The organism is Paenibacillus sp. FSL E2-0151 (assembly GCF_037993015.1).
Classification (GTDB): domain Bacteria; phylum Bacillota; class Bacilli; order Paenibacillales; family Paenibacillaceae; genus Paenibacillus; species Paenibacillus amylolyticus.
The window spans coordinates 2,182,564-2,207,207 of the sequence record NZ_CP150308.1 but is presented as its reverse complement, the minus strand read 5'-3'; the positions used below and the strand labels follow the sequence as shown (position 1 = coordinate 2,207,207).

The 24,644-nt window shown below is 45.6% G+C and carries 22 protein-coding genes; 7 read left to right on the top strand and 15 right to left on the bottom strand.

Annotated features, from left to right (window positions below; all coding sequences use genetic code 11):
- Positions 1-67 precede the first annotated feature (67 nt).
- The 6 genes from MHI55_RS10280 to MHI55_RS10255 all read right to left on the bottom strand — a co-directional run bounded on the left by MHI55_RS10280 (position 68) and on the right by MHI55_RS10255 (position 7,745).
- Positions 68-1,465, bottom strand: coding sequence for a sugar ABC transporter substrate-binding protein (locus MHI55_RS10280; protein WP_076252325.1), 1,398 nt, complete (start codon positions 1,463-1,465; stop codon positions 68-70).
- A gap of 133 nt (positions 1,466-1,598) precedes the next feature.
- Positions 1,599-3,203 (bottom strand): helix-turn-helix domain-containing protein, encoded by a 1,605-nt coding sequence (locus MHI55_RS10275; protein ID WP_076252327.1) that lies wholly within the window; start codon positions 3,201-3,203, stop codon positions 1,599-1,601.
- Between the two features lie 11 nt (positions 3,204-3,214).
- Positions 3,215-4,966, bottom strand: a complete 1,752-nt coding sequence (locus MHI55_RS10270; RefSeq protein ID WP_076252330.1) for a sensor histidine kinase — start codon at positions 4,964-4,966, stop codon at positions 3,215-3,217.
- A 104-nt stretch (positions 4,967-5,070) separates the two neighbouring features.
- Positions 5,071-5,940 carry a carbohydrate ABC transporter permease gene (locus tag MHI55_RS10265; protein ID WP_051447142.1) on the bottom strand — a complete coding sequence of 290 codons (870 nt, stop codon included), beginning with the start codon at positions 5,938-5,940 and terminating at the stop codon, positions 5,071-5,073.
- 22 nt (positions 5,941-5,962) lie between these two features.
- Positions 5,963-6,853 (bottom strand): sugar ABC transporter permease, encoded by an 891-nt coding sequence (locus MHI55_RS10260; RefSeq protein ID WP_017689516.1) that lies wholly within the window; start codon positions 6,851-6,853, stop codon positions 5,963-5,965.
- 205 nt (positions 6,854-7,058) lie between these two features.
- Positions 7,059-7,745 (bottom strand): HAD hydrolase-like protein, encoded by a 687-nt coding sequence (locus MHI55_RS10255; RefSeq protein ID WP_076252725.1) that lies wholly within the window; start codon positions 7,743-7,745, stop codon positions 7,059-7,061.
- 294 nt (positions 7,746-8,039) lie between these two features.
- Here MHI55_RS10255 and MHI55_RS10250 point away from each other — a divergent pair, with 294 nt between their 5' ends.
- Complete coding sequence (locus MHI55_RS10250; protein ID WP_076252332.1) at positions 8,040-9,758, top strand: methyl-accepting chemotaxis protein; 1,719 nt, start codon at positions 8,040-8,042, stop codon at positions 9,756-9,758.
- Between the two features lie 179 nt (positions 9,759-9,937).
- On the opposite strand, the gene MHI55_RS10245 is transcribed toward MHI55_RS10250, so the two are convergent.
- Complete coding sequence (locus tag MHI55_RS10245; protein ID WP_076252334.1) at positions 9,938-10,909, bottom strand: Gfo/Idh/MocA family oxidoreductase; 972 nt, start codon at positions 10,907-10,909, stop codon at positions 9,938-9,940.
- A 411-nt stretch (positions 10,910-11,320) separates the two neighbouring features.
- On the opposite strand from MHI55_RS10245, the gene MHI55_RS10240 reads away from it, so the two are divergent.
- The 4 genes from MHI55_RS10240 (at position 11,321) to MHI55_RS10225 (ending at position 14,918) form a co-directional block, all read left to right on the top strand.
- Positions 11,321-12,952: a thiamine pyrophosphate-binding protein gene (locus MHI55_RS10240; protein ID WP_076252336.1), complete on the top strand. Its 1,632-nt coding sequence runs from the start codon at positions 11,321-11,323 to the stop codon at positions 12,950-12,952.
- A 12-nt stretch (positions 12,953-12,964) separates the two neighbouring features.
- Positions 12,965-13,333, top strand: a complete 369-nt coding sequence (locus tag MHI55_RS10235; RefSeq protein ID WP_017689521.1) for a carboxymuconolactone decarboxylase family protein — start codon at positions 12,965-12,967, stop codon at positions 13,331-13,333.
- 187 nt (positions 13,334-13,520) lie between these two features.
- Positions 13,521-13,871, top strand: coding sequence for a hypothetical protein (locus MHI55_RS10230; protein ID WP_036609902.1), 351 nt, complete (start codon positions 13,521-13,523; stop codon positions 13,869-13,871).
- Positions 13,872-13,925: 54 nt separating this feature from the next.
- Positions 13,926-14,918: a 3-oxoacyl-[acyl-carrier-protein] synthase III C-terminal domain-containing protein gene (locus MHI55_RS10225; protein WP_076252338.1), complete on the top strand. Its 993-nt coding sequence runs from the start codon at positions 13,926-13,928 to the stop codon at positions 14,916-14,918.
- A gap of 265 nt (positions 14,919-15,183) precedes the next feature.
- Here MHI55_RS10225 and MHI55_RS10220 read toward each other — a convergent pair whose 3' ends face one another.
- The 8 genes from MHI55_RS10220 to MHI55_RS10185 all read right to left on the bottom strand — a co-directional run bounded on the left by MHI55_RS10220 (position 15,184) and on the right by MHI55_RS10185 (position 22,521).
- Entirely contained in the window at positions 15,184-15,492 is a 309-nt protein-coding gene (locus MHI55_RS10220) for a hypothetical protein (protein WP_076252340.1), read from the bottom strand.
- A 192-nt stretch (positions 15,493-15,684) separates the two neighbouring features.
- On the bottom strand, positions 15,685-16,254 hold the full coding sequence (locus MHI55_RS10215; protein ID WP_076252342.1) for a manganese catalase family protein: 570 nt from the start codon (positions 16,252-16,254) through the stop codon (positions 15,685-15,687).
- A gap of 102 nt (positions 16,255-16,356) precedes the next feature.
- Positions 16,357-16,632 carry a spore coat protein CotJB gene (locus MHI55_RS10210; RefSeq protein ID WP_017689525.1) on the bottom strand — a complete coding sequence of 92 codons (276 nt, stop codon included), beginning with the start codon at positions 16,630-16,632 and terminating at the stop codon, positions 16,357-16,359.
- A complete protein-coding gene (locus tag MHI55_RS10205) occupies positions 16,622-16,861 on the bottom strand; it encodes a spore coat associated protein CotJA (protein ID WP_076252345.1) in 240 nt (79 codons plus the stop codon). The genes MHI55_RS10210 and MHI55_RS10205 overlap by 11 nt, the downstream gene beginning before the upstream one ends.
- A gap of 278 nt (positions 16,862-17,139) precedes the next feature.
- Positions 17,140-18,492, bottom strand: coding sequence for a hemolysin family protein (locus MHI55_RS10200; RefSeq protein ID WP_076252347.1), 1,353 nt, complete (start codon positions 18,490-18,492; stop codon positions 17,140-17,142).
- Between the two features lie 46 nt (positions 18,493-18,538).
- On the bottom strand, positions 18,539-19,675 hold the full coding sequence (gene yfkAB / locus MHI55_RS10195; RefSeq protein WP_101313331.1) for a radical SAM/CxCxxxxC motif protein YfkAB: 1,137 nt from the start codon (positions 19,673-19,675) through the stop codon (positions 18,539-18,541).
- Positions 19,676-19,895: 220 nt separating this feature from the next.
- On the bottom strand, positions 19,896-21,017 hold the full coding sequence (locus tag MHI55_RS10190; protein WP_340389897.1) for an HD-GYP domain-containing protein: 1,122 nt from the start codon (positions 21,015-21,017) through the stop codon (positions 19,896-19,898).
- 73 nt (positions 21,018-21,090) lie between these two features.
- On the bottom strand, positions 21,091-22,521 hold the full coding sequence (locus tag MHI55_RS10185) for a 5'-nucleotidase C-terminal domain-containing protein (RefSeq protein ID WP_076252349.1): 1,431 nt from the start codon (positions 22,519-22,521) through the stop codon (positions 21,091-21,093).
- Between the two features lie 120 nt (positions 22,522-22,641).
- Between MHI55_RS10185 and MHI55_RS10180 the strand changes: the two genes are divergently transcribed.
- Both MHI55_RS10180 and MHI55_RS10175 read left to right on the top strand, forming a co-directional pair.
- Positions 22,642-23,388 carry a molybdenum cofactor biosynthesis protein MoaE gene (locus tag MHI55_RS10180; protein WP_076252351.1) on the top strand — a complete coding sequence of 249 codons (747 nt, stop codon included), beginning with the start codon at positions 22,642-22,644 and terminating at the stop codon, positions 23,386-23,388.
- Between the two features lie 123 nt (positions 23,389-23,511).
- Complete coding sequence (locus MHI55_RS10175; RefSeq protein ID WP_340389895.1) at positions 23,512-24,561, top strand: HD-GYP domain-containing protein; 1,050 nt, start codon at positions 23,512-23,514, stop codon at positions 24,559-24,561.
- Positions 24,562-24,644: the final 83 nt, after the last annotated feature.

Here is a 24,644-nt window from a genome sequence, read left to right as displayed (position 1 = left end):
TTGCTTTTCCCCTTTCCTTGTGAATAAGCGACCGAAGTAGTTAAACCACGGCCGCTATGAACGTTTATTAGTCTTCTGTGGACAATTTACCCTGAAGTTTGGAAGAATCAAACGAAGGATCAGCAGTTATGTTGGTCAGCCCTGCCGCTTTGGTTTTCTCCAGAGCTGCATTATACCTTGTATCCAGATCCTTGATCACAGCATCGAGATCGCCACCCGTGAATACAAAGATTGAAAAAGCCTCACCCCATTTGGTGCCTTCCAGTGAACTCTCGGTCACCACACTTGGATTTGCCGGGAAAATGGCATCATATCGTTTGGGCAGGAAACCTTCAATGCCCGGAATGCTTGGTTTTTTGTCAGAGCTTAGTACAGCAGGAATCAGTGAGATTCCGTATCCTTTTTCGTAATACTCACTCTGAAGATCTGTGCTGTACACATACGCCATAAACTTCCATGCCGCTTCCTTGTTGGCAGAATCTGCATTGATGCCGATGTAGGAGCCCCCGATGACTTGTGAAGCGCCCTTGATCGTTCCATCATTAGTTGGTACAGGAGCGGCTGCCCAATTTTCTTTTGTAGGAAACTGATCTTTATATACACCTGGTTCACCGGAGTGGTTAATGTACATTCCGATTTTGCCTTGAGCAAACTGGGCTCTGAGTGGATCGATGTCCAGACTTTCAACCCCTGGCAGCATGCTGCCATCCTGATTCATCTGACGAAGCGCCATTGCGATATCCTTGTACATCCCAAAATCAAATTGACCAGTCTTGTAGTTGTAACCATCAATACCAACATTATTGCTTGCACCTGCAATCGTATTGGCTGCTCTCCAGAAGCCGCTGCTGCTCTTGAATGGGCTGGCAAAGCCATAGATGCCTTCACTTTTACCAACTTCGGTAATTTTTTTGGCATCCGCTACCATCTCAGCCAACGTTTTTGGCGGACTCTCGATCCCTGCCTTTTTGAAAATATCTTTGTTATACACAAGCCGCCAGACCTGCCCTGTATTGGGGAGGGAATATATTTTTCCATCAATCGTGTTTTTATTTTCAATCAAGCTGTCTTTAAACACGGCCTTCATCTCATCACTCATGTATCCATCGATCGGGGCGAGATACCCCTTCTGATAATACGTCTGAAAATCATTAACTTGCAGCACATCGGGTGCCTGCTTGCTGGCAAAAGCAATATCGACCGCCTGTGGATAGTTGTCCCCCATCACGGTCATCTCCACTTCAATGTTGTCCTTGTTCGTCCGGTTGAACTCATCGATCTTGGATTTCATAAAATCAGCATCATGGCGGTCCGGTGTCCAATATATGATTTTGGTTTTCCCTCCGGCATTCTCCCCGCTGGTCCCCGATTCGCTATTTGCCGAAGTACCACTGTCAGCAGAACAACCTGCCAAACTTAGCGCCAGCAATGCACTTAGCGTAGTCACCATCCACTTTTTAACCATTGATATGCCCCCTTATGCTTGTCTGGACAACCCGTTTGGTTATCCGTTAACGTAATGATAATCGCTACGCTTTCATGGAGGTGAGGGACATTCTGACTTTGCATGGTGGGAAAAATGACGATCCGTATCGGTTTCAATTCTCATACATTTGCCTGAAGCAGGTTGGCGTCATGCCGCAATATTTCTTGAACAAACCGCTGAAATACGGCCTGTCCTCATAACCCAGCCTCTGGCAGATCTCTTGCACCTGTACACCTGCAACCAGCAATTCTTTGGCCTTTTCCATCCTCATCTTAGTAATATATTGAATCAGCGTTATGCCCGTTTCCTTTTTGAAGGCATTGGCAAAGTAACTCGGACTTAAATGTACGGATTGGGCACAGGCATGCAGCGTCAGATTTTCTGCAAGATTCAAACTGATATATTCCTGCGCCTTGCTAATCGCCTGTTTGACATCGGTGAGTCGTTTTTTGTCCATAATCTCGCAACCCATACTGCTAAAATGTTTGATATATCCCCTCCAGCCCTCAAACGTCAAGGAGCGCATCGCCTCAAGCACTGTCAGGTCGGCCTCCAGACGCAAGCGTTCCTCTGCTGTAATCTCATCACAAAAGGCACGGTAGATGGCAAAAGCAAGTCCAGACAGCAAACGAATCATCGTGAGTGGCTCGGGAAAACCTTCGGAAACCTGCCATTCTTCGAGAATTTCATCAATGATGCGGTGACAGGTGCTCTCATTACCACATTTCAGTGCATAAAAGAGCTCTTTCTCCTTCTCCAGAGGATATATCGGAGCCACACAGGCCTGATTTTCCAGTTCAGTATACTGGAGGATGCAATTTCCTTCACTGTAAAAACGATAGGATATCGCCTGATCTGCATGTGCGTAGGACGTCCAGATCTCCTGTGGTCTGCGGGCAATCGTACCCACACCAATCGAGACTGTTTTTTTGCTGAATCGCTCCACATTTTGGCGGCATTGCTCCAGTAGCTCGGAGACGTCGATCTGGCTTGTTGTGTTCAATATAGCTGCAAGCCGGTATCGGTTTTCCCGTAAAACAACGCCTTTGGTATAACGATTTATGGTTTCTCCAACAATATTTTGAACCGCAAAAGGAACGATTTCGGCATCCAGATGCATCGTGTATCCATATCGCGTATAACCATCCACCTCGATAACCATGACGATAAGATTGGAGGAATCGAGATCAATATGCAGCTCGTTCCAGCGACTTTCATTCAGGAATCCCCCGACTTCATGACGCAACAAGCCCAGTAGATAGCTGTGACGCTCGTACTGGCTGCTGCTCTCCACCTTCTGCTCCAACTGTTCCAACTGTTTGCACTGTGCCTGTTCTTCCTTAATCACCTGTCTTACCTTCAACACCGCACCGAGTATTTCTTCAGGGGTAAACGGTTTGAGTAAATAATCGGATGCACCCATCTTGATGGCTTCCTGTGCATATTGAAAATCCGAATAACCACTGATGAAAATAAATCTGGCTCGCAGTCCGGCATCCAATGCCCGCTTCATTAGCTCCAGCCCGCTCAACTTGGGCATCCTGATATCACTAATCACGATGTCGGGTTGCTGCTCCAGCAACAAGGACCAACCGCGCTCTCCATTACTCGCCGTGCCTACAATCCGAACCTGATGATCTTCCCACGGAATAGTTGAAGATATGCCCTTTACAACTGCCTGGATATCATCCATAACACACATCGTCAATTGGCCCATACTGCCCCTCCTCAGGTGATCGGAATCGTGATAACAACCGTTGTTCCCACATCTGTACTGCTATGAAATACAATTGAGGCCACATCCCCATAGTGCAGGCTTAATCTGCCATGGAGATTGGATAGGGCATAACCTTTGCGTCCCCCGTCAGGAACATCCTCAGCATAGATACTGGCTACATCCATCCCACATCCATTGTCAGCCACCTCCAGCCGTAGTGTGTCACCCTGACGATCAATGCGGATCAGGATAACGCCCAAATCTTCTTTGTCCTTGAATCCATGCAGGATGGAATTCTCCACCAAGGGCTGAAGCAATATTTTTAAAATATCAACAGCGTAACAAGAGGGGTCCCCCACCTCAATCCGATAAACGAACAGATCCTCGTAACATTTTTGCTGAAGCTGCATGTATTGTTCGACATGTTTGATCTCCTGATCCACACTGGTGATGTCTTTCCCATCATTCAGTCCCAGACGGAATAATAAGGATAAGGAGACGATCATCTCACTTACATCCTTCTTCTCTCCGCTCTCACTCTTCCAGAACATCGTATTAAGGGTATTGTAGAGGAAATGAGGATCAACCTGCGCCTGAAGCGCCTTGACTTCAAACCGCCGTTTGTCTTGCTCCGTTGTCCGTACTTCTTCAAACAGAATCTGAATCTGGTCCAACATCCGATTGAAACGATGCCCTACAGCGCTAACTTCATCGTCATACTTGCTGCGAAACCGCACATCCAGATCATTGGACTCCACCTCAACCATCAAGCGTCGCAGTTTGTTCAGTGGCTTCAACAGAGCGGAGGCCAGCAGCTTGGACAACCCGAGTGCGAGCAAAATGCAAAACAACATGATCAGGATGATCAGCCAGCGTATCTTTTGTAGGGGGGACAACAAGTCAGCCTTGGACTGTACACTTACCATGACCCAATCCTCGTTCATCGACAATGCCGAATAGTTAACAAGCATGTCCTCCCCCTGATCGTTCCTGTAGGTAAAATCCCCAGCATCGCCACGACTAAACTGTTGGGTAAAGTCAGGCTCCATAATGAAATCGTAATTTCGGGACCTGGGCCGAATGACTTCATTTCCGTTTTTGTGCAGCAAAAACAGTTGAATCTGGTTATTCATGAGATCCTGCGTCAGAATGTCTCGCATCGCCTCTTCCTTCATATTGACGACCATGTATACATTCGAATAGGTATGATTATCGATCACAATGGGTTTGAGCAACAGAGATAACACATTTCCTTGGGACTGGAATAACTGACTCTGATGTGAACCAAACCACATCGTATTCCAGCCTTGCAGCTTCACGTAGCGTCCGTATTCCTTGTTGAATGAGTTATTGTGATTCGGAAAATCTTTGGTCGAGAAAAAATCACCGATGGGTGTGGTCAGATATGCGGTATCAATCAGTGGCTCTACGAGCTTCAATTGAGCAAACGATGTTTGCAGCAGCGAGAGATTCTGATAATAATGAGATGTGTTATTTTTTCCCACGTCCTTCATGACCTGGGTGAACGTTTCATTGAGCATAAAAGAAAAAGAGGATACAACAATGTGCCTCAGATGTTCATCCATAACCTGCACCGATTTGTTCAGAATGCTTTGTTTCAGTTCAAGTGCATTCTGCTCAATGCTTCGTGCAGCAAAGAGATAAGAGCATATCCCGGTCACACTGATGCACAAGACAACGAGAAAAATGTACAGCAGCTGTATTCTTTTTTTCAGGGACATTTTATAAAAGTTGAATATCATCGGCGCTCGCTCCTTGAACACGGCTTGGCCCGTCCGCTGTGAATTAAAATGAGTATAGCACAGTGGAATAACCCGTAAAACCGTTTCCATGATTGTGCTCACGCCTATCCTTTCACAGCTCCCAAGGTCACCTGCATGAATGATTTGTTGGCAAAAATATAAACGATGAGCAGTGGCAAAATGGACAGACAGGCTCCGGCCATCATCAGTTGGACCTCAGCCGCAGCTCCGATGCCATATCGCAGATTAGCCAGCCCAACCGGCAAAGTCTGCAAGTCCGGATTGCTCATGGTGAACACAAAAGGAAGAATATATTCATTCCATGAACTCTGGAATACACCCAGACCTGCAACGGCGAGTCCAGGCCGCAGGAGCGGAAGAATAATTCGCCAGTAGGTGGTGAAGAAATTACAGCCATCAATCATCGCCGCTTCATCCAGTTCGCGCGGGATGCTCTTGAAGAAACCAATCAGAATAAAGTATGTGGCAGCGTGTGCGCTGATCAATATAATAATAACGCCCCACAACGTGGTATTCAGCCCCAGCTTGACCATGAGGTCAAATTGCGGACGCAGCACAACCGCGCCTATGGAAATAAACAGAGTAGATGCCATGAGCAAGGTGTACCCCTTTTTCCCTTTGAAATTCACTCGATCCACAGCGTAGGCTGACATCGAAGCTACCAGCAGTGTGCCAACTGTTGTACTGATGCTAACAAACACGCTGTTAATGGTAAAACCCGAAAAATTGGCGGTTTTCCAAGCCTGAGCATAGTTGGAGAACTGCCAAATCTTCGGCCAGATGGTAGCTCCTCCGGTCAATTCCTGGTTTGTTTTGAAGGAACCGAGCAATACAAGTATGATGGGGAACAACGACAGCAGAGCGATAGCGATCAAAAACAACCAAAGTACCGTTCGTTTGGTCCAGCGAATGAGTTGGGGAGACCCTGAGGGCGCAAGCACGTTTTGAGTCATCATCGTTTCCTCCTGATAGGGATTAATAGACATCATTGAGCTTTTTGGATATACGGAAGTAAATGAGCGTCACAGCCCCTACGATGAGAGCCGTTGTGAAACCGACTGCACTGCCATAACCGAGCTGCTGGAGTGATTGTGTGTCAGCCGACACGGGAAACAACAGTTTGAACAAATACAGATACATCACCTCTGTTTTGCCATACGGCCCCCCTTCGGTCAGCACCATAATACTCTCGTAACCTTTCAGCGCCGTGGTAATCGCCAGCATGATAATCATCTGCAGAACAGGACCAAGCAAAGGAATCGTCACATTACGCAGCTTCTGAAACTCACTGGCTCCATCCAGTGATGCCGCCTCGTAGAGCTCTTCGGGAATGCTCTGGAGACCGGCAATGAACAACAACATATAGTTCCCCACAGCACCCCAGATGGCAATGATAATGGTCGTCAGCATAGCATGCTCAGCTCCCAGCCAGCCGATCGGTTCGGAGATCACATGATACTTAAGCAGTAATTGGTTCAATATTCCGTTATAGGAGTTGAAAATAATAAAAAATACAATCGCCATGACCGAAGCGCTAAAAATAGTGGGAAGATAATAGATCGCCCTAAAGAGGGATCGCCCTCTCCATTTGCGATTCAGAATAATCGCCAAAGTTAACGACAGTGGAATCGTAACGACGAGTTTGCCCAGGGCATACACACCCGTGTTGCCTACTGAATCCCAGAATTGGCCGTCACGCAAAATTCGTCCAAAATTATCAAGTCCGATGAAGACAGGCGTCCCGATGCCTTGATAATCATAGAACATGTAACGCAGCGCCCATAACAGCGGATAGATCCCGAATACAACAGTTAAAAAAAGACTTGGAAAGATGAACATATAGGCATGTATTTTGGATGGTTTCACCAGAATCGGACCCCCTATAGCTTTTGAATGAAGTATAGAGGGAATATGGAGGAAAGCGGGATAGGGAAATCAACTTTCTACAGGGGAGAATGTGACTGCATGATCATACAAAAAAACCTGTATTCAACGAATTTCCGTTGAGTCTACAGGTTCATATCATGTGGTTCGTAATCTTAAATCTCAGGATACGTATACGGCGTAGAGGCTACTCTGCTTCATCATACAGACGCAGCAGTTCTGTAAAATCAGAGATGAGCACATCTGAGCCTGCAAGCTCCTCATCACGACCAAACCCGGCATAGGCACAGCCGATGACCGCCTGACCGTTCATTTTACCCGCTTCCACATCAGAAGAGCGATCCCCTACCATCCATGCGTCCTGAATACGATGTTTCTCAAGCAGGATCTGCACCAGATTAATCTTGGAAGGAGTCTTGTACTGGCCTGCACTGTATACCCCTTCAAAGAAAGGCATAATCTCGTGTGCAAACGCCACACCCTTCACATAGTCCTCCAGCCCGTTACTTGCGACAAAAAGACGCACTCCTTGTTGTTTTAATGATTGCAGTGTTTCTTTCACCCCAGGATACAATTGAGAACTTCCTTGATCAAGCCCCTCAATCTCCAGTTGAAGCAACAGTTCGTCTGCACGGCGATGTGCCGCTTCCGACGCCTCAGGCATAACCACTTTCCATATATCTTCGAGCAACATGCCCAAACTTCCCAGCATCCGTTCCTCGGGTGGAGTTTCTCCTTCAAAGTGCCCTTCGGCACGCAATGTATCAAATAGTTGCTGGTAAGCTGGCAACAACAGGGTCTCTGTCTGGAACAGCGTACCATCCATGTCAAAAATCATCGCTTCCGGTTTGAGCAATACCTTCTCTTTATTCATGTCCAATGTTCCTTTCGGATTGGGATATTGTATATGTAATTGGAATCGTTCCCTTCCCATGATAAACATAACGTTTGAACGTGTAAACCAACGATTGTAAAACATCATCAACCCCAACCTTATACAGCATTAACCAAACGTTATATTATAGTTAAACAAACTATATACAAAAGAAGTTTCTTTACGTATAATACTAAAAAATAGTTCTTTAGACACCTAATCTAAAGACCTACAATTATCACATTTCCGGTTTTTTCGACAACTACATATACCCCATAGAGAGGAATAACAAACATGAAAAAGCGAAAGACCTTTAAGATTTTCTATAAGATTGGATTAGGATATTTACTCGTACTGGCTGTACTGGCTGGTTGCATCCTGCTGATTCAGAACAGCACAAGTCAGCTCCAACGGGAACTGGATTTTCTGGTCGATCACGATATGAGGGTACACGCCCTCACCTATGAACTCGAAAGAAACATGGTAGATATGGAAACAGGTCAACGCGGATACATCATCACGGGTCAGGACAACTATCTCGATCCCTACACCCAAGGAAAAGAGCAACTTATTACACTCAGAGATGAACTTGCTGCTTTAATTTCGGATAATCCGGCTCAACTTGCACTTTTGGAAGACATACATACTAATATGGAGAACTGGGTCCAGGTCGCTGGTGAACCTATGGTCGCCCTTCGCCAAGCCAATAATACACAGGCCATTCGAGATTTTTTCGCAGATGATCCAGGTAAAAGAGACATGGACCAGATTCGGACTGCTCTCGATACGTTTCGAACCAACGAGCATACGTTAACCGATAACCGTACAGAAGCACTGAAGCAAAAAAACACAATACTGAACTTGGAACTGTATGGGGCACTTATCGTTGTGGCCATTATCTCGTTCATCACTGCTTTGGTCCTGTCACGTGCCATTGTTAAAAACATTCGTACCGTAAAGCAGGCATTAAATGACATCGGTTCTTCCAATGGCGACCTGACACTGAGAATCGCTACGCCAATGAAAGACGAAACTCGTGAACTCGCGGAGGCGGCCAATACAATGCTCACTGGTTTGCAGCAAATGATGCTGGACGTTCAGAGCAATGCCATGATTCTGAGCACAGCTTCGGATCGATTGGATAAAGGTGTGGCCGATAGCCATCTTGCAGGAAAAGAAGTTGCCACTGCCATGGAACGTGTCGCTGAAGGCGCTGATGAACAGGTTGCTCTTACGCAAACCATGGTAGCTGCGATGCAGCAATCCCTCAACGGGCTTAATCGTGTCGCCTCCTCGGCAAGTGATGTGGCAGGCCGTGCAGTTCGTACCGAATCCATTGCTGTGGATGGGCAACAGCGCATTGATAATGCTGTAGGTAAAATGAGTTCCATTGAGCAATCCTTCCTCTCTGTACAGGAAGCCATTAATGAAATTTCGAAGATGTCTGATCAAGTGATCAACATTGCAGATTCAATGTCGGGTATTGCGAGACAAACCAATCTGCTTGCACTTAACGCCGGAATCGAAGCTGCCCGCGCTGGGGATAATGGACGCGGCTTCGCTGTCGTTGCCGCGGAAATCCGTAATCTTGCAGACCAAAGTGCAACATCAGCCAAAGAGATTACAAGTATATTGGAAACCGTGGTAGCAGGTGTTCAAAGTACGGTGCAAGTGGTTGATGAGAGCACTCTACATGTGAATGAAGGATTGCGGACCATTGAGGATGCAGGTAATGCTTTTTCAACCATTACTCAGCATATTCATAACCTCAGTGGTGAAGTTCTAGAGGTATCTGCTGTTGTCGAGGAGTTAACTTCCGGTAGTGAGGCTGTGATGAAGTCCATTAATGAAGTATCGGCTGTTGTGGAAGACACTGCATCAGCCACGGAAGAAGTATCTGCGATGACGGAGGAACAACTTGCTTCTCTGCAGGAAATGTCTGACACGTCCAAGCAGTTGAATGAAATGTCCGATGCACTTGATCAGCTGGTTAAGCAATTCAAGCTGGCTTGAACTGAATCAACATACTGATCGAGTATCTAAATAGCTGTATCATGAGCATATATCAAAGGAAAAAAGCATCGCAGACAGACTCACCCGAGCCTCTGCGATGCTTCTTTGTGTTAAGGAGAGCTGAATCAGGAAAAGGTACACCGTGCACCTCATATGAAAAAACCTAAGCACTCCTTTTCTTATCTCGATTGTTCTGTGTTCCGTAGCGCTTCCAGTACCAATTGTGCCTGATACCCATCGTTAAAATCATATATCTTAGCTGGTTTGCCTTGTATACGGGCAATGACATGTTTAAGAACCGGCAATTCACTGGCGGATTCAAGCACTTCCACTGGAGAAAGTGGCTGTCCCACCAGGCCCGTCTTCAATTCTTCCCAATTTTCCAAGGCAATCGTGCCCTTCGCACCGTACACCACCATGGATACACGTTCTTCCCCGGCAAATTGAGAGATGCCGTTCAGCTGAATTCGGGTTCCGTCTTCCAGTTCCATTGCAGCCTGTACTTCTAGTTCACAGTCACCATTCTCAGGATATTGAACCTGAGTGCTAACAACCCGGATGGCACCAAACACCTTTTGAATCATATGAATCCAGTGAATCCCCACTTCAAGAATAAATCCACCCTGTTCCCGGCTCGTAATCCATGCATTCTGTTGCCATGATCGTGGCCACTGCGGAAATTGCAAAATGAGATCTATTTTGCGAATGGCCCCCACTGTACCCTGCTCAATCATCTCTTGCAACTTCAGCACGGAAGGTTCATGCGGCATAGAGAAGTGGATGGCATGAACTACGCCCGCCTGCTCTGCTGCATCCAGCATCTTTTTGGCTTCTTCTACACTATTGGCAAGTGGTTTCTCGCAGAATACATGAATTTTGCGCTCCAGTGCTTCCATGACAACAGGGTAATGAAATTTAGGTGGAACTGCAATATACAGCAGATCAATCTGATGTTCATTCATCAATTGCTTGTAATCCGTATACGTCCTAACTCCCCGATGAGAAGCTGCAAAAGACGCCAAACCGTCCTCATTCGCATCACACACCGCTACAATCTCAATCTTTGTACCCATCTTGGTATTCTCGATTAGATGAACCATATGTAATCCCATTTTACCCAGCCCAATCAGAGCCATCTTGATGACTGTCATTCCATCCCCTCCCAATTCCTTTCCAGTATAGCAGAAAGCAAAGAATTGCGAATGCGATGCGTTGTTACGAAAAAAAATAAACCTCTAGCTTTCAAGTTGCTATTAGAGGCTGAAATTCTTCATTTACAGTCATCATTTTACATTATTTGTAATTCTGTTGCGATTGGGTAATTCGTTGCAGGGATATATAACCAATTGTTTTCACTTTAACCAGCAACACTTAAAGCGTTACCAACTTAAGAATCAGGAATTTAGACTCACAAAAACAGGTTGACAAAAAACCACAAAAAAAGATACTCTTCCTAATAACAATGAATATTTCCTCTTACAACCTTAGACTGTAACTTGCATTCAATAAATGGAATATGCGTATGGTTCTAATAACCTATTTCATGAAGCGAGGTGTCCCGCATGAGAACAGTTGCGGACTATTTGGCAGAAACTCTGCGTAATCTAGGCGTTACTCATGTCTTTGGTATTATTGGTAAATCCATCTGTCCTGCTGTACTGAAAATGGTGGATTACGGATTAGAGTTCATTCCAGGCCGTCATGAATCCAGCTCAGGTTTTGCCGCATCCGGTTATGCATTACAGACAGGTAAACTCGGCGTTGCCTTTGCCACATCCGGTCCAGGCGGAACCAACCTGCTTACTGCAGCAGCCCATGCAAAAGCCAACAATCTGCCTGTACTGTTTATTACGGGTCATCAATCCATTCAGGAACTGGGGCTCCCCCAGTGTCAGGATTCTTCTTCCTATCTGGCTGATCTGGCCGAAATGTTCAGGCCTGCTACGCTATTCAGCAAACTGGTTGAGCGTGGAGATCACTTCGGCACACTGCTGAATCATGCCCTTTCCATTGCACTCGGCCCTAATAAAGGCCCTGTTCACCTCTGTATTCCTTTTGACGTACAGACTGAATTGTTATCCCAATGCCGGATTGTTATTCCCGAACCGGAACCTCTGCTTAGCGTATCTAATCTGAATCGCATTTTTCCTCTCATTCAACAATCCAACCGCCCTTTAATTATTGCTGGTAAAGGCGTAAGTCGCGCCAGAGCCCATGATGAATTGCTTCAATTGGCCGAATCGTTCAACATTCCCGTCATTACTACTCCTGGTGGAAAAGGAGCGATTGCGTGGGACCATCCCCTGTACCATGGACCTTGTGGTGTTGGAGGTTTCCCGCATGCAGACGACATGTTGAACCAAAGTGACCTTTATATCGTACTCGGTTCACGTCTAAGTGACATGACCCTCTGCAATCTGAAGCCTGAACATCACCCGGCACACCTCATTCAATTTGACGCTGATCCTACATTTGTAGGCAAGATTCTGAGCGCTCAAACCTTACATATCACCGGTGATTTGAAGGACAACCTGCAATATTTGTTGGGCATATTAGAAGACCTCCCTACTCCTGTGAGAACCACGGCACCCATGGATTACACTGTCCCTTTACCAGATCTCCCCCAACTGTCTCTAGCTTCTGTACTAGATGGAATGAGTGATCTGCTTCCGTATGATCATAAGCTGTTTGTTGATGATGGCAGCCATGGATTTCATGCGGTCCAGCGATATAAAGTCAAGAAACCAGGCAGCTTTGTGTTTGACGCGTACTTTGCCTGCATGGGGAACGCCATTGGTATGGCGATAGGTGCAAAGGCCGCTTCTCCTGAAGAGACCGTTGTATGTATCACCGGGGATGGATGTTTCATGATGCTGGGGACGGAGATCAATACCGCAGTATGCAACAATCTGAACGTCATCTTCATTGTCGTTAACAACAAACAACTGGACATGGCACTCAAAGGAATGGAAAAAACAACAGGCAGAATTGATGGCACGTTATATGAAGTTCCTATGGATGCTGCCAAATTTGCCGAATCTCTCGGTGCGGTTGCGTTTCGAGCAGAGACTCTTGCTGAATTCTCATCTGCGTTGAACACAGCCCAGACGTTGAATCAGGTAACTGTTATTGAGCTTCTGACCGATCGAGATGAAATTCCACCCACAGCTCACCGCACCGTAAATTTGAATTAGGAGGAGCATATCATGAGTGAACATGTAGCTCAGGGACTAGACCGTTTCGCGAAACTATCTGGTGAGTACGGCGCAAGAGCTCTCGCACCCATCAAAGAACATTTTCCCGAATTGTCGGAATTTATTATGGGGACGGCGTACGGGGATATCTTTCAGCGCACCACGATTACGGATCAATGGAAGGAAGTTGCTATCATCTCTTCGTTGATCACCCAAGGACAGTATGAACAATTGGGCGTACATTACACGATGGCTCTGAGTGTCGGGGTAACTGTAGATCAGCTCAAGGGAATATTGCTACATCTGGCGCCATGTGTGGGTGCTCCACGCATTATAAGTGCATTTAATATTTTGCTTGCCACCTTGGACGAAATACAGTAATTCACTTTTCTACATTTTTATACATGATTCGACTTTTTTATTGATCTTTTTACATTCCTACCTTTATAATATGGTTAAATTATCCTTCGAACCAGCTCTCATCTTAGAAGCTTTCAGCAGAGGCCCTATGGGGCTGTGTATCCACTAACAGGATAGCCTTAACTCATTTAAAGGAGAGAGATCAAACATGGGAAATTTCATTCTGAAGACTGACGTTCCAAACAAGGTGTTAAACATTGAACTGGAGGGTTCTTTCTCTCAAGAAGACGGTTTGCGTTCCATCTCGGCCTATCAGGATACGATCGCTTCTATTAACACCAAGGAGTATGACCTGAACATCGATTGCAAAAAGTTGAATGTTACTGCTCCGGAGATTGTTCCTCTTCTGGAAGGCTGCCTTCAATTGTTCAAAAAAGATGAATATAAAAAAGTCGTGTTGACCCTCGAGAACAACGCGATTCTAAAAATGCAATTGTCCCGGCTCGGCCGATCAGTCGGTCTGGACAATCTCGAAATCATATCTACCGTTACCACTTAATAAACCAGGCGGACAAGCTGTGAATTCACCCTTCCGCTCAAGAGGAGAATGAAGATGGCCGGAATTCGTATTGTAGATATCGATATCTATCATCCAGCAACCAAGGTGCACAATGATTTTTATATTGAACATTTTGATGCAAGAGGTGTAGATATTCGTGGATTGTTACAGGCACTGGGTCGTGATACACGTTATAAAATTGACAACGATGACGAAAATTCACTAAGCATGGCCTATGAGGCAGCCAGTAACCTACTGGAGAAAACCGGACTCACCGGTGCAGATATTGATCTGATTGCTTATGCAAGCCAAACGCCAGAATACATCTTTCCTACGAATTCCCTGATGATCCATCGCCTGATTAACGGAGCTTCTCACACGATCTGTATTGACAGCAACGCCAACTGCGCGGGTATGACTGCTGCTTTCGAACAAGTTAGCCGGCAGATGCTGGGCAATCCTCGAATTCGCCGCGCATTAATCATCGGCTCTGATTACGTGGCTCCTCACGCCAGTCCCGATGATCCCGTATACTTCGCCAATTTCGGTGATGCAGCAGCGGCGGTTATTGTAGAGCGGGATGAACATGCTGTCGGTTTCATTGATTCAATCTATCAGACGGATACCTGCGTGTATGGTAATTCTCTTTTTCCTGCACAAGGCTTGGCAAAGCTGGGCAAAACGGGTGTAGATGCGGGTGCCTTTCATGTGAAATTCATCCCATTTGATGATTCCATCTGTGTGGATGCTGCTTCAGAGTCCATTCGTACCTTGCTGATACGTAACGAGATTGGACCAGACGAGATCAGAGCCGCCTGCTTCTCCCAGCTATCCATTAGTAACATTCGGGCTGTATCCGCGAACGTCGGCATTGGTGATGATATTGCCGTCTATATCGGAGATGAGTTCGGGTATACCTCAACCAGCAGTCCGTTCATCGCATTACATCGAGCGGTTACAACCGGTCAGATTCAGCGTGGTGACAAAGTTCTGTTCTGGACCGTTGGAGCCGGGTGGCAAAATGTTGCCATGGTAGTTGAATATTAGGTAAACACTTCAAATTCAATAAAACCATCTCCAGTAGTATACTGGGGATGGTTTTATTTTCTCCTTTTTCTCCCCCTATCATTGAAGATTAAACATCCACGATTGTGAAAATAGACACTTACATATTATTACACAAAAAATATTATTTAAAAGTAAAAAGTAGCAGTCCAAAATTATTTAATCTTGGAACTGCTACTTTCAAATTTATAATAAATGCGTTGTTATAAGAATCTAAATACTAGAAGGTTTAATCTACCATTTCTGATTATCTGTAAACGGTCCCTTCGTATCTTGCAGCAACTGTTCCATTCACAGTATTATAACTAACCAACACCAAGGTTCCAACATAACCGTCACTCGTCTGATAATTCGTAAGATATTGCGGTACTCCAGAACCTACAGCGTAATAATTCACTACAGATACAAATCTGCTTTCAAGCTTAGCAGCTACTACGTTTGATACACTTGCACTAGTATTCGGTTGAATATTTGCCGCAGACACGCCTGCACTTGAAATGGAAGTGGTCAGAATAAAGGAACATGCAGTCAACATAAGAACTTTACTAAGTCTCAAAATGATCATCTCCTAAATAGAATTTTTAACTACTATTTCATTGTATAGTATTCTAGTGTATTTTACAACAATATTTGTAAATTATATAATTATATGTAATTTTATTTTAAAATTAATCCTTTCATAATATGATCCTTTCATACAAAAAGGCAGCCCTTATGGACTGCCAGACTTCTGCCTTATACCAAACGTTCAAAATATCTTCTTCGTATCCCGATCGTCTTTCAGAATCTCCACGGCCTCCCGGAAACGTAAGGAATGCACAATCTCCCGTTCCCGCAGAAACTTCAGACTATCCTGCAGATCCACGTCATCGGTCAGGTCAATCAACCATTGATATGTAGCCCTGGCTTTCTCTTCTGCTGCAATGTCCTCGTACAAATCTGCGATCGGGTCACCCTTTGAAGCGATATAAGCTGCTGTAAATGGTACTCCTGATGAATTCGTATAAAACAAGGCAGAGTCACGCTGCGCATAGTTCGGCCCAAGTCCCGCTTCTTGCAACTGTTCTACCGAAGCGTCCTTTGTCAGCTTATAGATCATGGTGGCAATCATTTCGAGATGAGCGAATTCCTCAGTTCCTATATCTGTCAATAGCCCGATAATTTTGTCCGGAATCGTATATCGCTGGTTCAAATACCGCAGTGCCGCCGCGAGTTCCCCATCCGCTCCCCCGTATTGCTCCGCCAGCAATTTCGCCATATGAGGATCACATTTACTAACCCTTACGGGGTATTGCAGTTTTTTCTCATACACCCACATGCCAGACGCCTCCCTCTATGTTATCAAAAAATGCCCCTTCTTCAGCCCCCGAGCTTCCCGAACTTTATAGTCTTGCAAGGAAACCCGAGGCTGCTGCTGTTGTCACACTTGCCATGGCCAAGGTGTCTGAGACCATTCCCAAGGATACTTGGAGAAAGCATGACCAAAGTTCATCAACGGTCCATACAACTGCTGAAATTCATGGGCTACCCGCATTCGCTCCTGACTGAACTTGTTGTACTGCTCAATGCTTTGGAAGTCTCCCGGATGGGTGTCCAGGTACAGATTCAGTTCCACTAACACGAAATCCAGCGCCTGAAGTTCTTCAAGCAATTCGTAGTATTTAGGGTCACAGGGTTTCGGTACTTCAGGTTCCATCCACTTCCACCTTCCTTCCCTTTGATCTCGCTGGTGTATAAGGGCTGTATAATGCAGGCCACAACGTTCCCACTCTTAATGCTTCTGCCGGACTGTACTGTGGCCAGCCCATAGGCTGAAATGGAATAAATAATTGCGGAGGAACCAGATACGTTCGAATCTCTACAGGCGGACAAGGATCAAACGGCCCCACAAAAGGGGCGTAAGCACGAAGTTGCGGATCTTTCACAAAACAACGCCTCCTTATTACATCGTTGGTGCATATTGAATAACACTGAGTTCTTTCCCGCTTCCCGTCTCTATATCCATATGACGCTGTCCCCGAAGTTAATCCGAAATTCGTTTGAACTATGTGCATAATTTCTCCAAATTCTTCTTTAAAATAAAAAAAGACCTTCGGTTCGTTCCCCTTTCAGGTAACGTCCAAAGGTCTTACATCCTGGCAGATCTTCGTAATCTGCATCATTTCATACTTTTGCTCGTCTTATCTTACTCCTGCAACGAGTTCTATTCTGCTGGTTTTTCTTCCGAATTCATGTCTTGAGGGACAGATTGCTTGTACACTCGAACACGGGTAATTCGCAAACGAGTCGATTCTTCCACTTCAAAAACGTACCCATTCAGCTCCTGCGTTTTCCCCTTGGATGGATTGCCCCCAAGCTCTTTAAACAACCATCCGCCGATGGTATCCACTTCTTCATCCTCAATGATGGCTCCGGTCCACTTATGAACTTCTTCTATAAGCGAACGACCATCAATGGAAAATGAATCTCCACTCCGTTCCATATGCGGACGCTCATCCTCAAACTCGTCATACAAGTCTCCAACGATCTCTTCCAGAATTTCTTCCGCAGTCAGTAGTCCCGCTGTGCCACCATATTCATCCACAACCAGCGTCATCTGTGAATGTTTCTTCTGCATGAGACGCAGCACATGGCTGATTTCCATCGATTCAGGAACGTTTAAGATTGGACGAACAAGTGAAGCCAGATCATGTTGTTGCTCCGGTTTAGCCAGCAACAGATCGGTGATGTGTATAAATCCAATGATCTCATCCTTGTCTTCTACTGCTACGGGATACCGGGAATGTTTGGTTGCGTTAATGATCTCCAAGTTCTCTTCCAAAGACATATGCGTGTACAAACAATCTATGTCTGTACGTGGCAGCATCACTTCACGTGCCAGCATATCGGAGAAATCAAAGATGTTGTCCATCAGTTTGATCTCATCTTTATCGATGACACCACTTTTGGCACTCTGCTTCATCAGAATACGAAGTTCATCTTCCGAGTGAGCTTCGCCTTCACTGGCAGGTTCGATACCCGCTAGACGCAGCAATGCATTGGCCGATACATTCAGTACCCAGATGAACGGGAAGAAGATTTTGTAGAACAACAGCAAGGGCGCAGATAAAAACAATGCCACTCCGTCTGTTTTTTGAATTGCCAACGATTTAGGTGCAAGCTCACCCAGCACAATATGCAGAAACGTAATGATACAAAAACCGATAATGACCGACACGGTCGAAATAAGCCCTGTATCTCCTACACCAAGTTTAAACATGAGTGGCTCAACGAGCAATTCGGAGATGGCCGGTTCTCCCAGCCACCCGAGTCCAAGCGATGTCAGCGTAATCCCGAACTGAGTTGCCGATAGATAGGAATCCAGTTTACTATTCACCTTCAGTGCATAACCAGCCATACGATTTCCTTCACTCTGCAATTGAGTTAAGCGTGTCTGCCTTACTTTCACAAGGGAAAATTCCGCTGCGACAAATACGCCATTCAAAAATACGAGCAAAAAGACACAGACCAGATTAAATACCAGCTGCCCAAGATGAAATTCGGTATGAATATCCAAGTTGAAACTCCCCTTTTCTATCTATTTCAGGAATACACCTGGAATATCAACGTGTGATTGCCTTTCTCGATTTGAAATCCACACCTTTGTAATACATATCTGCCACTAGCAGGTTTGGTCCGCAACAGGATGCAATATCGCAATGGCAATTGACCGTTTGATTCAACGGATGTTCAGCTGACCATTCATGGAACACATCATCCAGTTTACGATCACGAATATTACCAAATTCCGGGATATCGGCAAAATCGGTCACATACACATTACCCGTGAACATGTTGACGTTAACGCGGTTGCGTCCGTCCGGATCATTACGTACCGTCACATTTGGTTCGCTGTATAAACGGTTGATCAGTTCCCGATCCTGCTCTGCTGCACTGCACGCGAAGAATGGCAGAGTACCAAAGAGCATCCACATATCTTTGTCACGTGCATCAAGCAAACGATGAATCGCTGCTCTCATATGGTCCAGTGATAACACGGGCAACGACGAAGCAAAGTTCGAATTATACATTGGATGCACTTCGTGACGAACACAGCCCATCTCACGAATCAATTGATGAATACCATCCAGCTTGTCGTGTGTACGGAAGTTAATCATGGACTCGGCAGAGATAAACATGCCTGCTTCACTTAATTTGCGGGAATTTTCAATCATTTTCTCATACATCTTCACCGCGACTTCACGTTTCACAGGTCTGCCACTATTCGCAAATCCAACTTGATGGAAATCGTCAGCATTCAGGTAGTTGAATGAGATATGCATAACGTCCAGATACGGCAAAAGTTGCTCATATCGGCTGATATCCAGCGTTAAGTTGGAATTGATTTGGGAACGGATTCCACGTTCCTTGGCATATTTGAGCAGCGGGATGATCATCTCATCCACTGTTTTCTGGCTAAAGCTTGGCTCGCCACCCGTCAGACTAATCGTCTGCAGATGCTCCACTTCATCCAATCGTTTCAGCATCAGCGGTAATGGAAGAGCCGGCGCTTCACGCATCGTAAGCATATCTCCTACGGCACAGTGCTCACACCGCATGTTACACAGATGTGTCACAGTCATTTCTACACTGGTCAACACATGGCGTCCATATGTACGCAGAGAGCCAATCGGATCCCACGGATCATTCGTTGGAGATAAAGGCATCGGTTGTACCGATCCTGAGTTTAGCATGGTCATTGTTCTTCACCTTATTCCTTTTATTAACCTAAAAAGTTTTATTTACATCATACCTTGTGTTTCTCTTTTTGGAGTTATCTTTTATCATAGCACAATTTTGAATGCTCCGGCATACGTAGACCCTGTCCATTACATGACAAAAAACACTCAGGTAACTCCGGGCCGAATCACGAAACGGCCCCGATATTACGACATGAGCGCTAATCATTTCTAAGCTTGTTCAGCTTTCCAACCGTTCACTTTGGGCAGATGAAGGTGTATCCTCCAGACCCTCTACACCTGTGATCATCACAGACAGTGCTGTGGACAGGTTAATTTCGTAGGGCGAAGATAAGGTCTGGCCGTCGGCATCCTTGAGCACCCGGATAAGTGGACGTTGAGGAACACGTGGATGAATCGCTGCGACCACCCCAACCTCTCCCGTACTGAGCGTGACCGATAGGCCCACGGGGTAGATCGCTACACAATCCCTGAATCTCTCCAGCATTCGTTGTTCATAAAGCGTTCCTGAGCCCGTATACAGCACCTCTACGGCCTGATGTGGCAGCAAGGCTTGCTTGTAGACTCGATTCGTTGTCATGGCATCATACGAATCAGCAAGCGCAATCCACTTGGCATACTCATGAATCTCTTTATCCTTCAGCCCAAAGGGATATCCGCTGCCATCAATTCGCTCATGGTGCTGCAATGCACAATGTGCAGATAGAAGCGGTATACCTGGTTCGTCTTTGAGAATACGATGTCCATATGTAGTGTGCTGCTGAATGATTTTAAATTCCTCGTCACTTAATCTGGAAGGCTTATGCAGAATTTCTGGTGCAATCTGAGTCTTGCCAATATCATGCAATAAGGCACCCAGGCCAATCTCCATTAATTGCTGGCGTGTGTAACCCGAAGCGACACCAAGAACCAGTGTATACACACATACATTCAGCGAATGATTATACAGGTCAAAATCACTGGAGTTCATGTCCATCAGCATAATCATGGCTTCCTTCTGACTGCCGATGTCTTCCAGAATCGCATTCATCACACCACTAAGCACTTTACCGAAATGAGGAATCCGATTTTTGGTTTTCAGTCCTGACATGCTCTGAAATTGCTGTTTAATCTCGACCAGTGCTTTCCTTCGGGTCTCTTCCTGCAACATTTCAGGAACAATGATGTCCTCTGTCGCAGCATCTTTAATATACACATAACCGACTCCGAGATCCTTAAGGCGTCCAATCAATCGACTGGTTAGCTCTACATCCTCACTAAGTAATACAAGGCCTTCTTCACTATAAATACGTTTCCCCAGCTTCATGCCAGGCTGCAATAAGTTTATATGTACTAAACGCACAGCCTATCCTCTCCCGCTCCGTAGATGTAATTACCACTAGCCGCCGCTTCAGCAGAAGGCAAGCACTTTAAATTTAGCTTTGATGCCAGCGGGCTCGCAGGCTGTCGTCCAGAGCCCCTGGTCGTTTTATTTCCGTTTCCAGCAAATCGCGTATGAATTCCGGAAGATGATAGAGCGTACGGGTTCCATGAGCAAGAGGAGGATACCCCACATTGAACGTAAACATGTCCAGTGTCCCAACGATATACTCACATTGTTCGTCCATAGGCTCCCCATTGATGGATATGGTCTGGATCTTCTCATAGGCTGGCGCATCTGGGTTGTATTGAACTTCTATTCCGTCCATACATAACGTGCCTAGAATATGACCACGAAAACCAAATCCCACAATGGGCTTACCTGAAAACTCGTCCAACAAGGACTGCTCAAGTGCTTCACGAATATGACTTCCACTCAAGCATATTGTACAAGCATTTATAGGAGATGGACATAGGGAATGCAACATTCCTTTTGTAATATTACCTTGTGGAAGATCTCCGAGAAGCTGACCTGCATTCACCAGAGACAGCTGTGCCCCCGTGAAATGACGTACAGCTTGTGCAAGCAAGGTTGCAAACAGGGATTCCCGGTCGTACGTGATGGGCAGCACCCGATCCGTTATCACTGCCGTCTGATTGAGTGTCCTTTCAGCCTCCGTACGATTCGTAGCGATTGCCAGCGCGACCTGATCATCCAGTAATATACTCTTGGCAGCCATACAACCGCTACTTACCAGTTGGAGAGGTTCTCCCACACTTGTTCGTTCCAGAACCACTTTCCCAAGCCATTGGCCAAATTTTCCAGCTGCACCCAGCACGGTCTGACCAATGACTAAGGGTTCTTCGAGAACATGATGGGTATGTCCACCGAGAATAACATCAATTCCCGTAATCTGCTCTGCCAGTCTCCGGTCTGTCGAAAGCCCCAGATGAGAAAGAATAACCACAACATCTACTTCATCACGTAATGCTTCCACTTGAGCTCTTAATGACTCCACAGGGTCCAGAACATCCCACCCGAGCAATTCATAGAACGTGGTAAAAGGAGCCGTTGCCCCCAGCAGACCAACGCGAAATGGACCTTTCTCCACAATCAGAGAAGGTTTCATCCACACTGGCGCAAGTCCAGTATCTTGCTCTACAACATTGCTGCATACCACAGGACACAGAAGTCCAGCGTAGGACTGTGAGAGCTGATCTGGCGTAAAGGTTAGTCCTTCGTTGTTACCGATTGTAATGGCATCGTAGCCCGTCAGGTTAATAACATCAACATTAGCCGTACCCAGTGTTCCCTCTGTTTCAACGGCCATTCGGTCCATATGATCGCCGATATCCAATACAAGGAAGTTGCCACCTTGGTCACGTTCCTCATTGATCATAGCGGCGATGGTACTCATGGAGCCGAAGTGACTGTGGATGTCGTTGGTGTGCAGAATCGTTAACGTTTGCTTCTCCCTGGTGCTCATCACACCGCCTCCCCTGCTCTTCAATAAACGTTCATTCTTCTAATGGATAAGCATAACATTTTCCGCGTCGTTATGATATATTTATAGGGTTTAGAGATCAAAAAGAGGTGAGTCATATCTATGAAATTGACAATTCAACTATTTGCAGGCATTGCAGAACGTTTAAATACATCCCTTCTGGAGTTTGAGTACATTGGAGACATTCCAACCGCTGCCGATTTAAAAGAAAAACTGAGTCTGGCCTACCCAGAGGCAGCTTCTCAGATAAGGACATCCTTTTTGGCAGTTAACCAGCAGTACGCTCCTGCCGATACTATACTTAGCTCAGAAGATGAACTTGCGTTGATCCCTCCCGTCTCTGGAGGCGATGGTACGGATATATCCGATGAACAGCTTCGCTCTAACGTTCCAGAGCATCGGACTGAAGATGGCTTATTTCTAATTACAGAATCCACTTTGTCCGTGGAAGCAACAACGGCGCTAGTGATTACCCCAAATCACGGGGCAGCTCTTACTTTTGTAGGTACAACTCGTGAAATGACCGGTGAACAGCGCACCGTCCATCTTGAATACGAGGCCTATGTGCCGATGGCTCTTTCTCAGATGGCAGCCATTGGTGTGGAAATCTCCGATCGCTGGCCTGGTGTATTATGTGCAATCAGTCACCGAATCGGGAAAGTGGATGTAGCAGAGATTAGTGTAGTCATTGCTGTTTCCTCGCCTCATCGCAACGACTGTTATGATGCAAGCCGTTACGCCATAGAGAGACTGAAACAGACCGTTCCGATCTGGAAAAAGGAAATTTGGGAAGATGGATCTGAATGGAAGGGACATCAATTAGGACCATGGAACCCCATGGAGAACTAAATAATGAGCCTTTACACCTTCTAGATAGAGTGGGTTAATAGTAAATAAGTCGTTGTCAACCCATTTTTTTCTTGTTATTATAATTATATGTGTCGATATTAGTCGAGAAAAGGTGGTTTATACGTGAGAGTGCATGTTACTGATCTTAAACCGGGTGACCTGTTACAAAATGATGTATACAACAGTTCGGGTCTCCACATGCTGATGAAAGGTTCCACCCTCAGTGAAGATGACCTATCCAAACTGTTGCAACATGGAATCGAGTACGCAGATGTAGAACACACACCATCCGACCTACACTCTGATGCACAAACCTTACCTTCCGATCAAACCCGTCTGTTAACTAATTTGTTTAACGATACGATCAAAGGTACTGAATCTCTATTTCAACAAGCGATGGAGAAGGGTTTTATTGATGAGACACAGGTCGATGAGATTTTGTTTACCCTAACAGAACAGTTGGAAAAACAAAAAGATGTTGTCTCCTTGTTGCTTATGCTGGACGGGGATAGCGATTATACGTACAGCCATTCATTGCAAGTCGGAATGCTCGCTTTTTATATCGCCGGCTGGATGGGTTACAACCCCGAGGAATGTCTAACTGTAGCCAAAGCAGGATATCTTCATGATATCGGCAAGTCCAAGATTCCTTCTGAGATTTTACATAAACCTGGTAAATTGACCACGGAAGAATTTGACGAAATGAAGAAACACACATTCTATGGGTACGATATCATTAAAGAATCCACGCAGGATGAAATTCTGGCAATGGTTGCACTTCAACATCATGAGCGCGAGGATGGAAGTGGTTATCCTCATGGACTGCGAGGAGACGAGATCCACCCATATGCCCGTATAACTGCTGTAGCAGACGTTTACAGCGCCATGACGACGAATCGGGTATACCAGACCAAACAGGAACTGATCTCTGTTCTATGTGAACTGTACAGCCTCAGCTTTGGTCAGTTAAATGCTGAAGCAACACAGGAACTGATCAAGCATATGCTGCCTAATTTTATCGGTAAAAGGGTTCTGCTCACCACGGGTCAGACGGGGCTCATTGTCATGAATAATCCTGCGGATTATTTCCGACCACTCGTTCAGACCTCTACGGCCTTTATCGATTTAGCGAAAGAAAGAGATATTGCTATCGTTGAGATTTATGTACAGTAACTGTTCATTGTACACAGCATGTATACGAAGAACCCCATAGTAACTGAAATAACCAACTTATAGGTTGGCGTATGACAAAAGGG

Coding starts and splice junctions, on each gene's coding strand:
- MHI55_RS10280 (WP_076252325.1), bottom strand. CDS start 1,465: ATGGTTAAAAAGTGGATGGTGACTACGCTAAGTGCATTGCTGGCGCTA.
- MHI55_RS10275 (WP_076252327.1), bottom strand. CDS start 3,203: ATGGGCCAATTGACGATGTGTGTTATGGATGATATCCAGGCAGTTGTA.
- MHI55_RS10270 (WP_076252330.1), bottom strand. CDS start 4,966: ATGATATTCAACTTTTATAAAATGTCCCTGAAAAAAAGAATACAGCTG.
- MHI55_RS10265 (WP_051447142.1), bottom strand. CDS start 5,940: ATGACTCAAAACGTGCTTGCGCCCTCAGGGTCTCCCCAACTCATTCGC.
- MHI55_RS10255 (WP_076252725.1), bottom strand. CDS start 7,745: ATGAATAAAGAGAAGGTATTGCTCAAACCGGAAGCGATGATTTTTGAC.
- MHI55_RS10250 (WP_076252332.1), top strand. CDS start 8,040: ATGAAAAAGCGAAAGACCTTTAAGATTTTCTATAAGATTGGATTAGGA.
- MHI55_RS10245 (WP_076252334.1), bottom strand. CDS start 10,909: ATGACAGTCATCAAGATGGCTCTGATTGGGCTGGGTAAAATGGGATTA.
- MHI55_RS10240 (WP_076252336.1), top strand. CDS start 11,321: ATGAGAACAGTTGCGGACTATTTGGCAGAAACTCTGCGTAATCTAGGC.
- MHI55_RS10235 (WP_017689521.1), top strand. CDS start 12,965: ATGAGTGAACATGTAGCTCAGGGACTAGACCGTTTCGCGAAACTATCT.
- MHI55_RS10230 (WP_036609902.1), top strand. CDS start 13,521: ATGGGAAATTTCATTCTGAAGACTGACGTTCCAAACAAGGTGTTAAAC.
- MHI55_RS10225 (WP_076252338.1), top strand. CDS start 13,926: ATGGCCGGAATTCGTATTGTAGATATCGATATCTATCATCCAGCAACC.
- MHI55_RS10215 (WP_076252342.1), bottom strand. CDS start 16,254: ATGTGGGTGTATGAGAAAAAACTGCAATACCCCGTAAGGGTTAGTAAA.
- MHI55_RS10210 (WP_017689525.1), bottom strand. CDS start 16,632: ATGGAACCTGAAGTACCGAAACCCTGTGACCCTAAATACTACGAATTG.
- yfkAB (WP_101313331.1), bottom strand. CDS start 19,675: ATGACCATGCTAAACTCAGGATCGGTACAACCGATGCCTTTATCTCCA.
- MHI55_RS10185 (WP_076252349.1), bottom strand. CDS start 22,521: ATGAGCACCAGGGAGAAGCAAACGTTAACGATTCTGCACACCAACGAC.
- MHI55_RS10180 (WP_076252351.1), top strand. CDS start 22,642: ATGAAATTGACAATTCAACTATTTGCAGGCATTGCAGAACGTTTAAAT.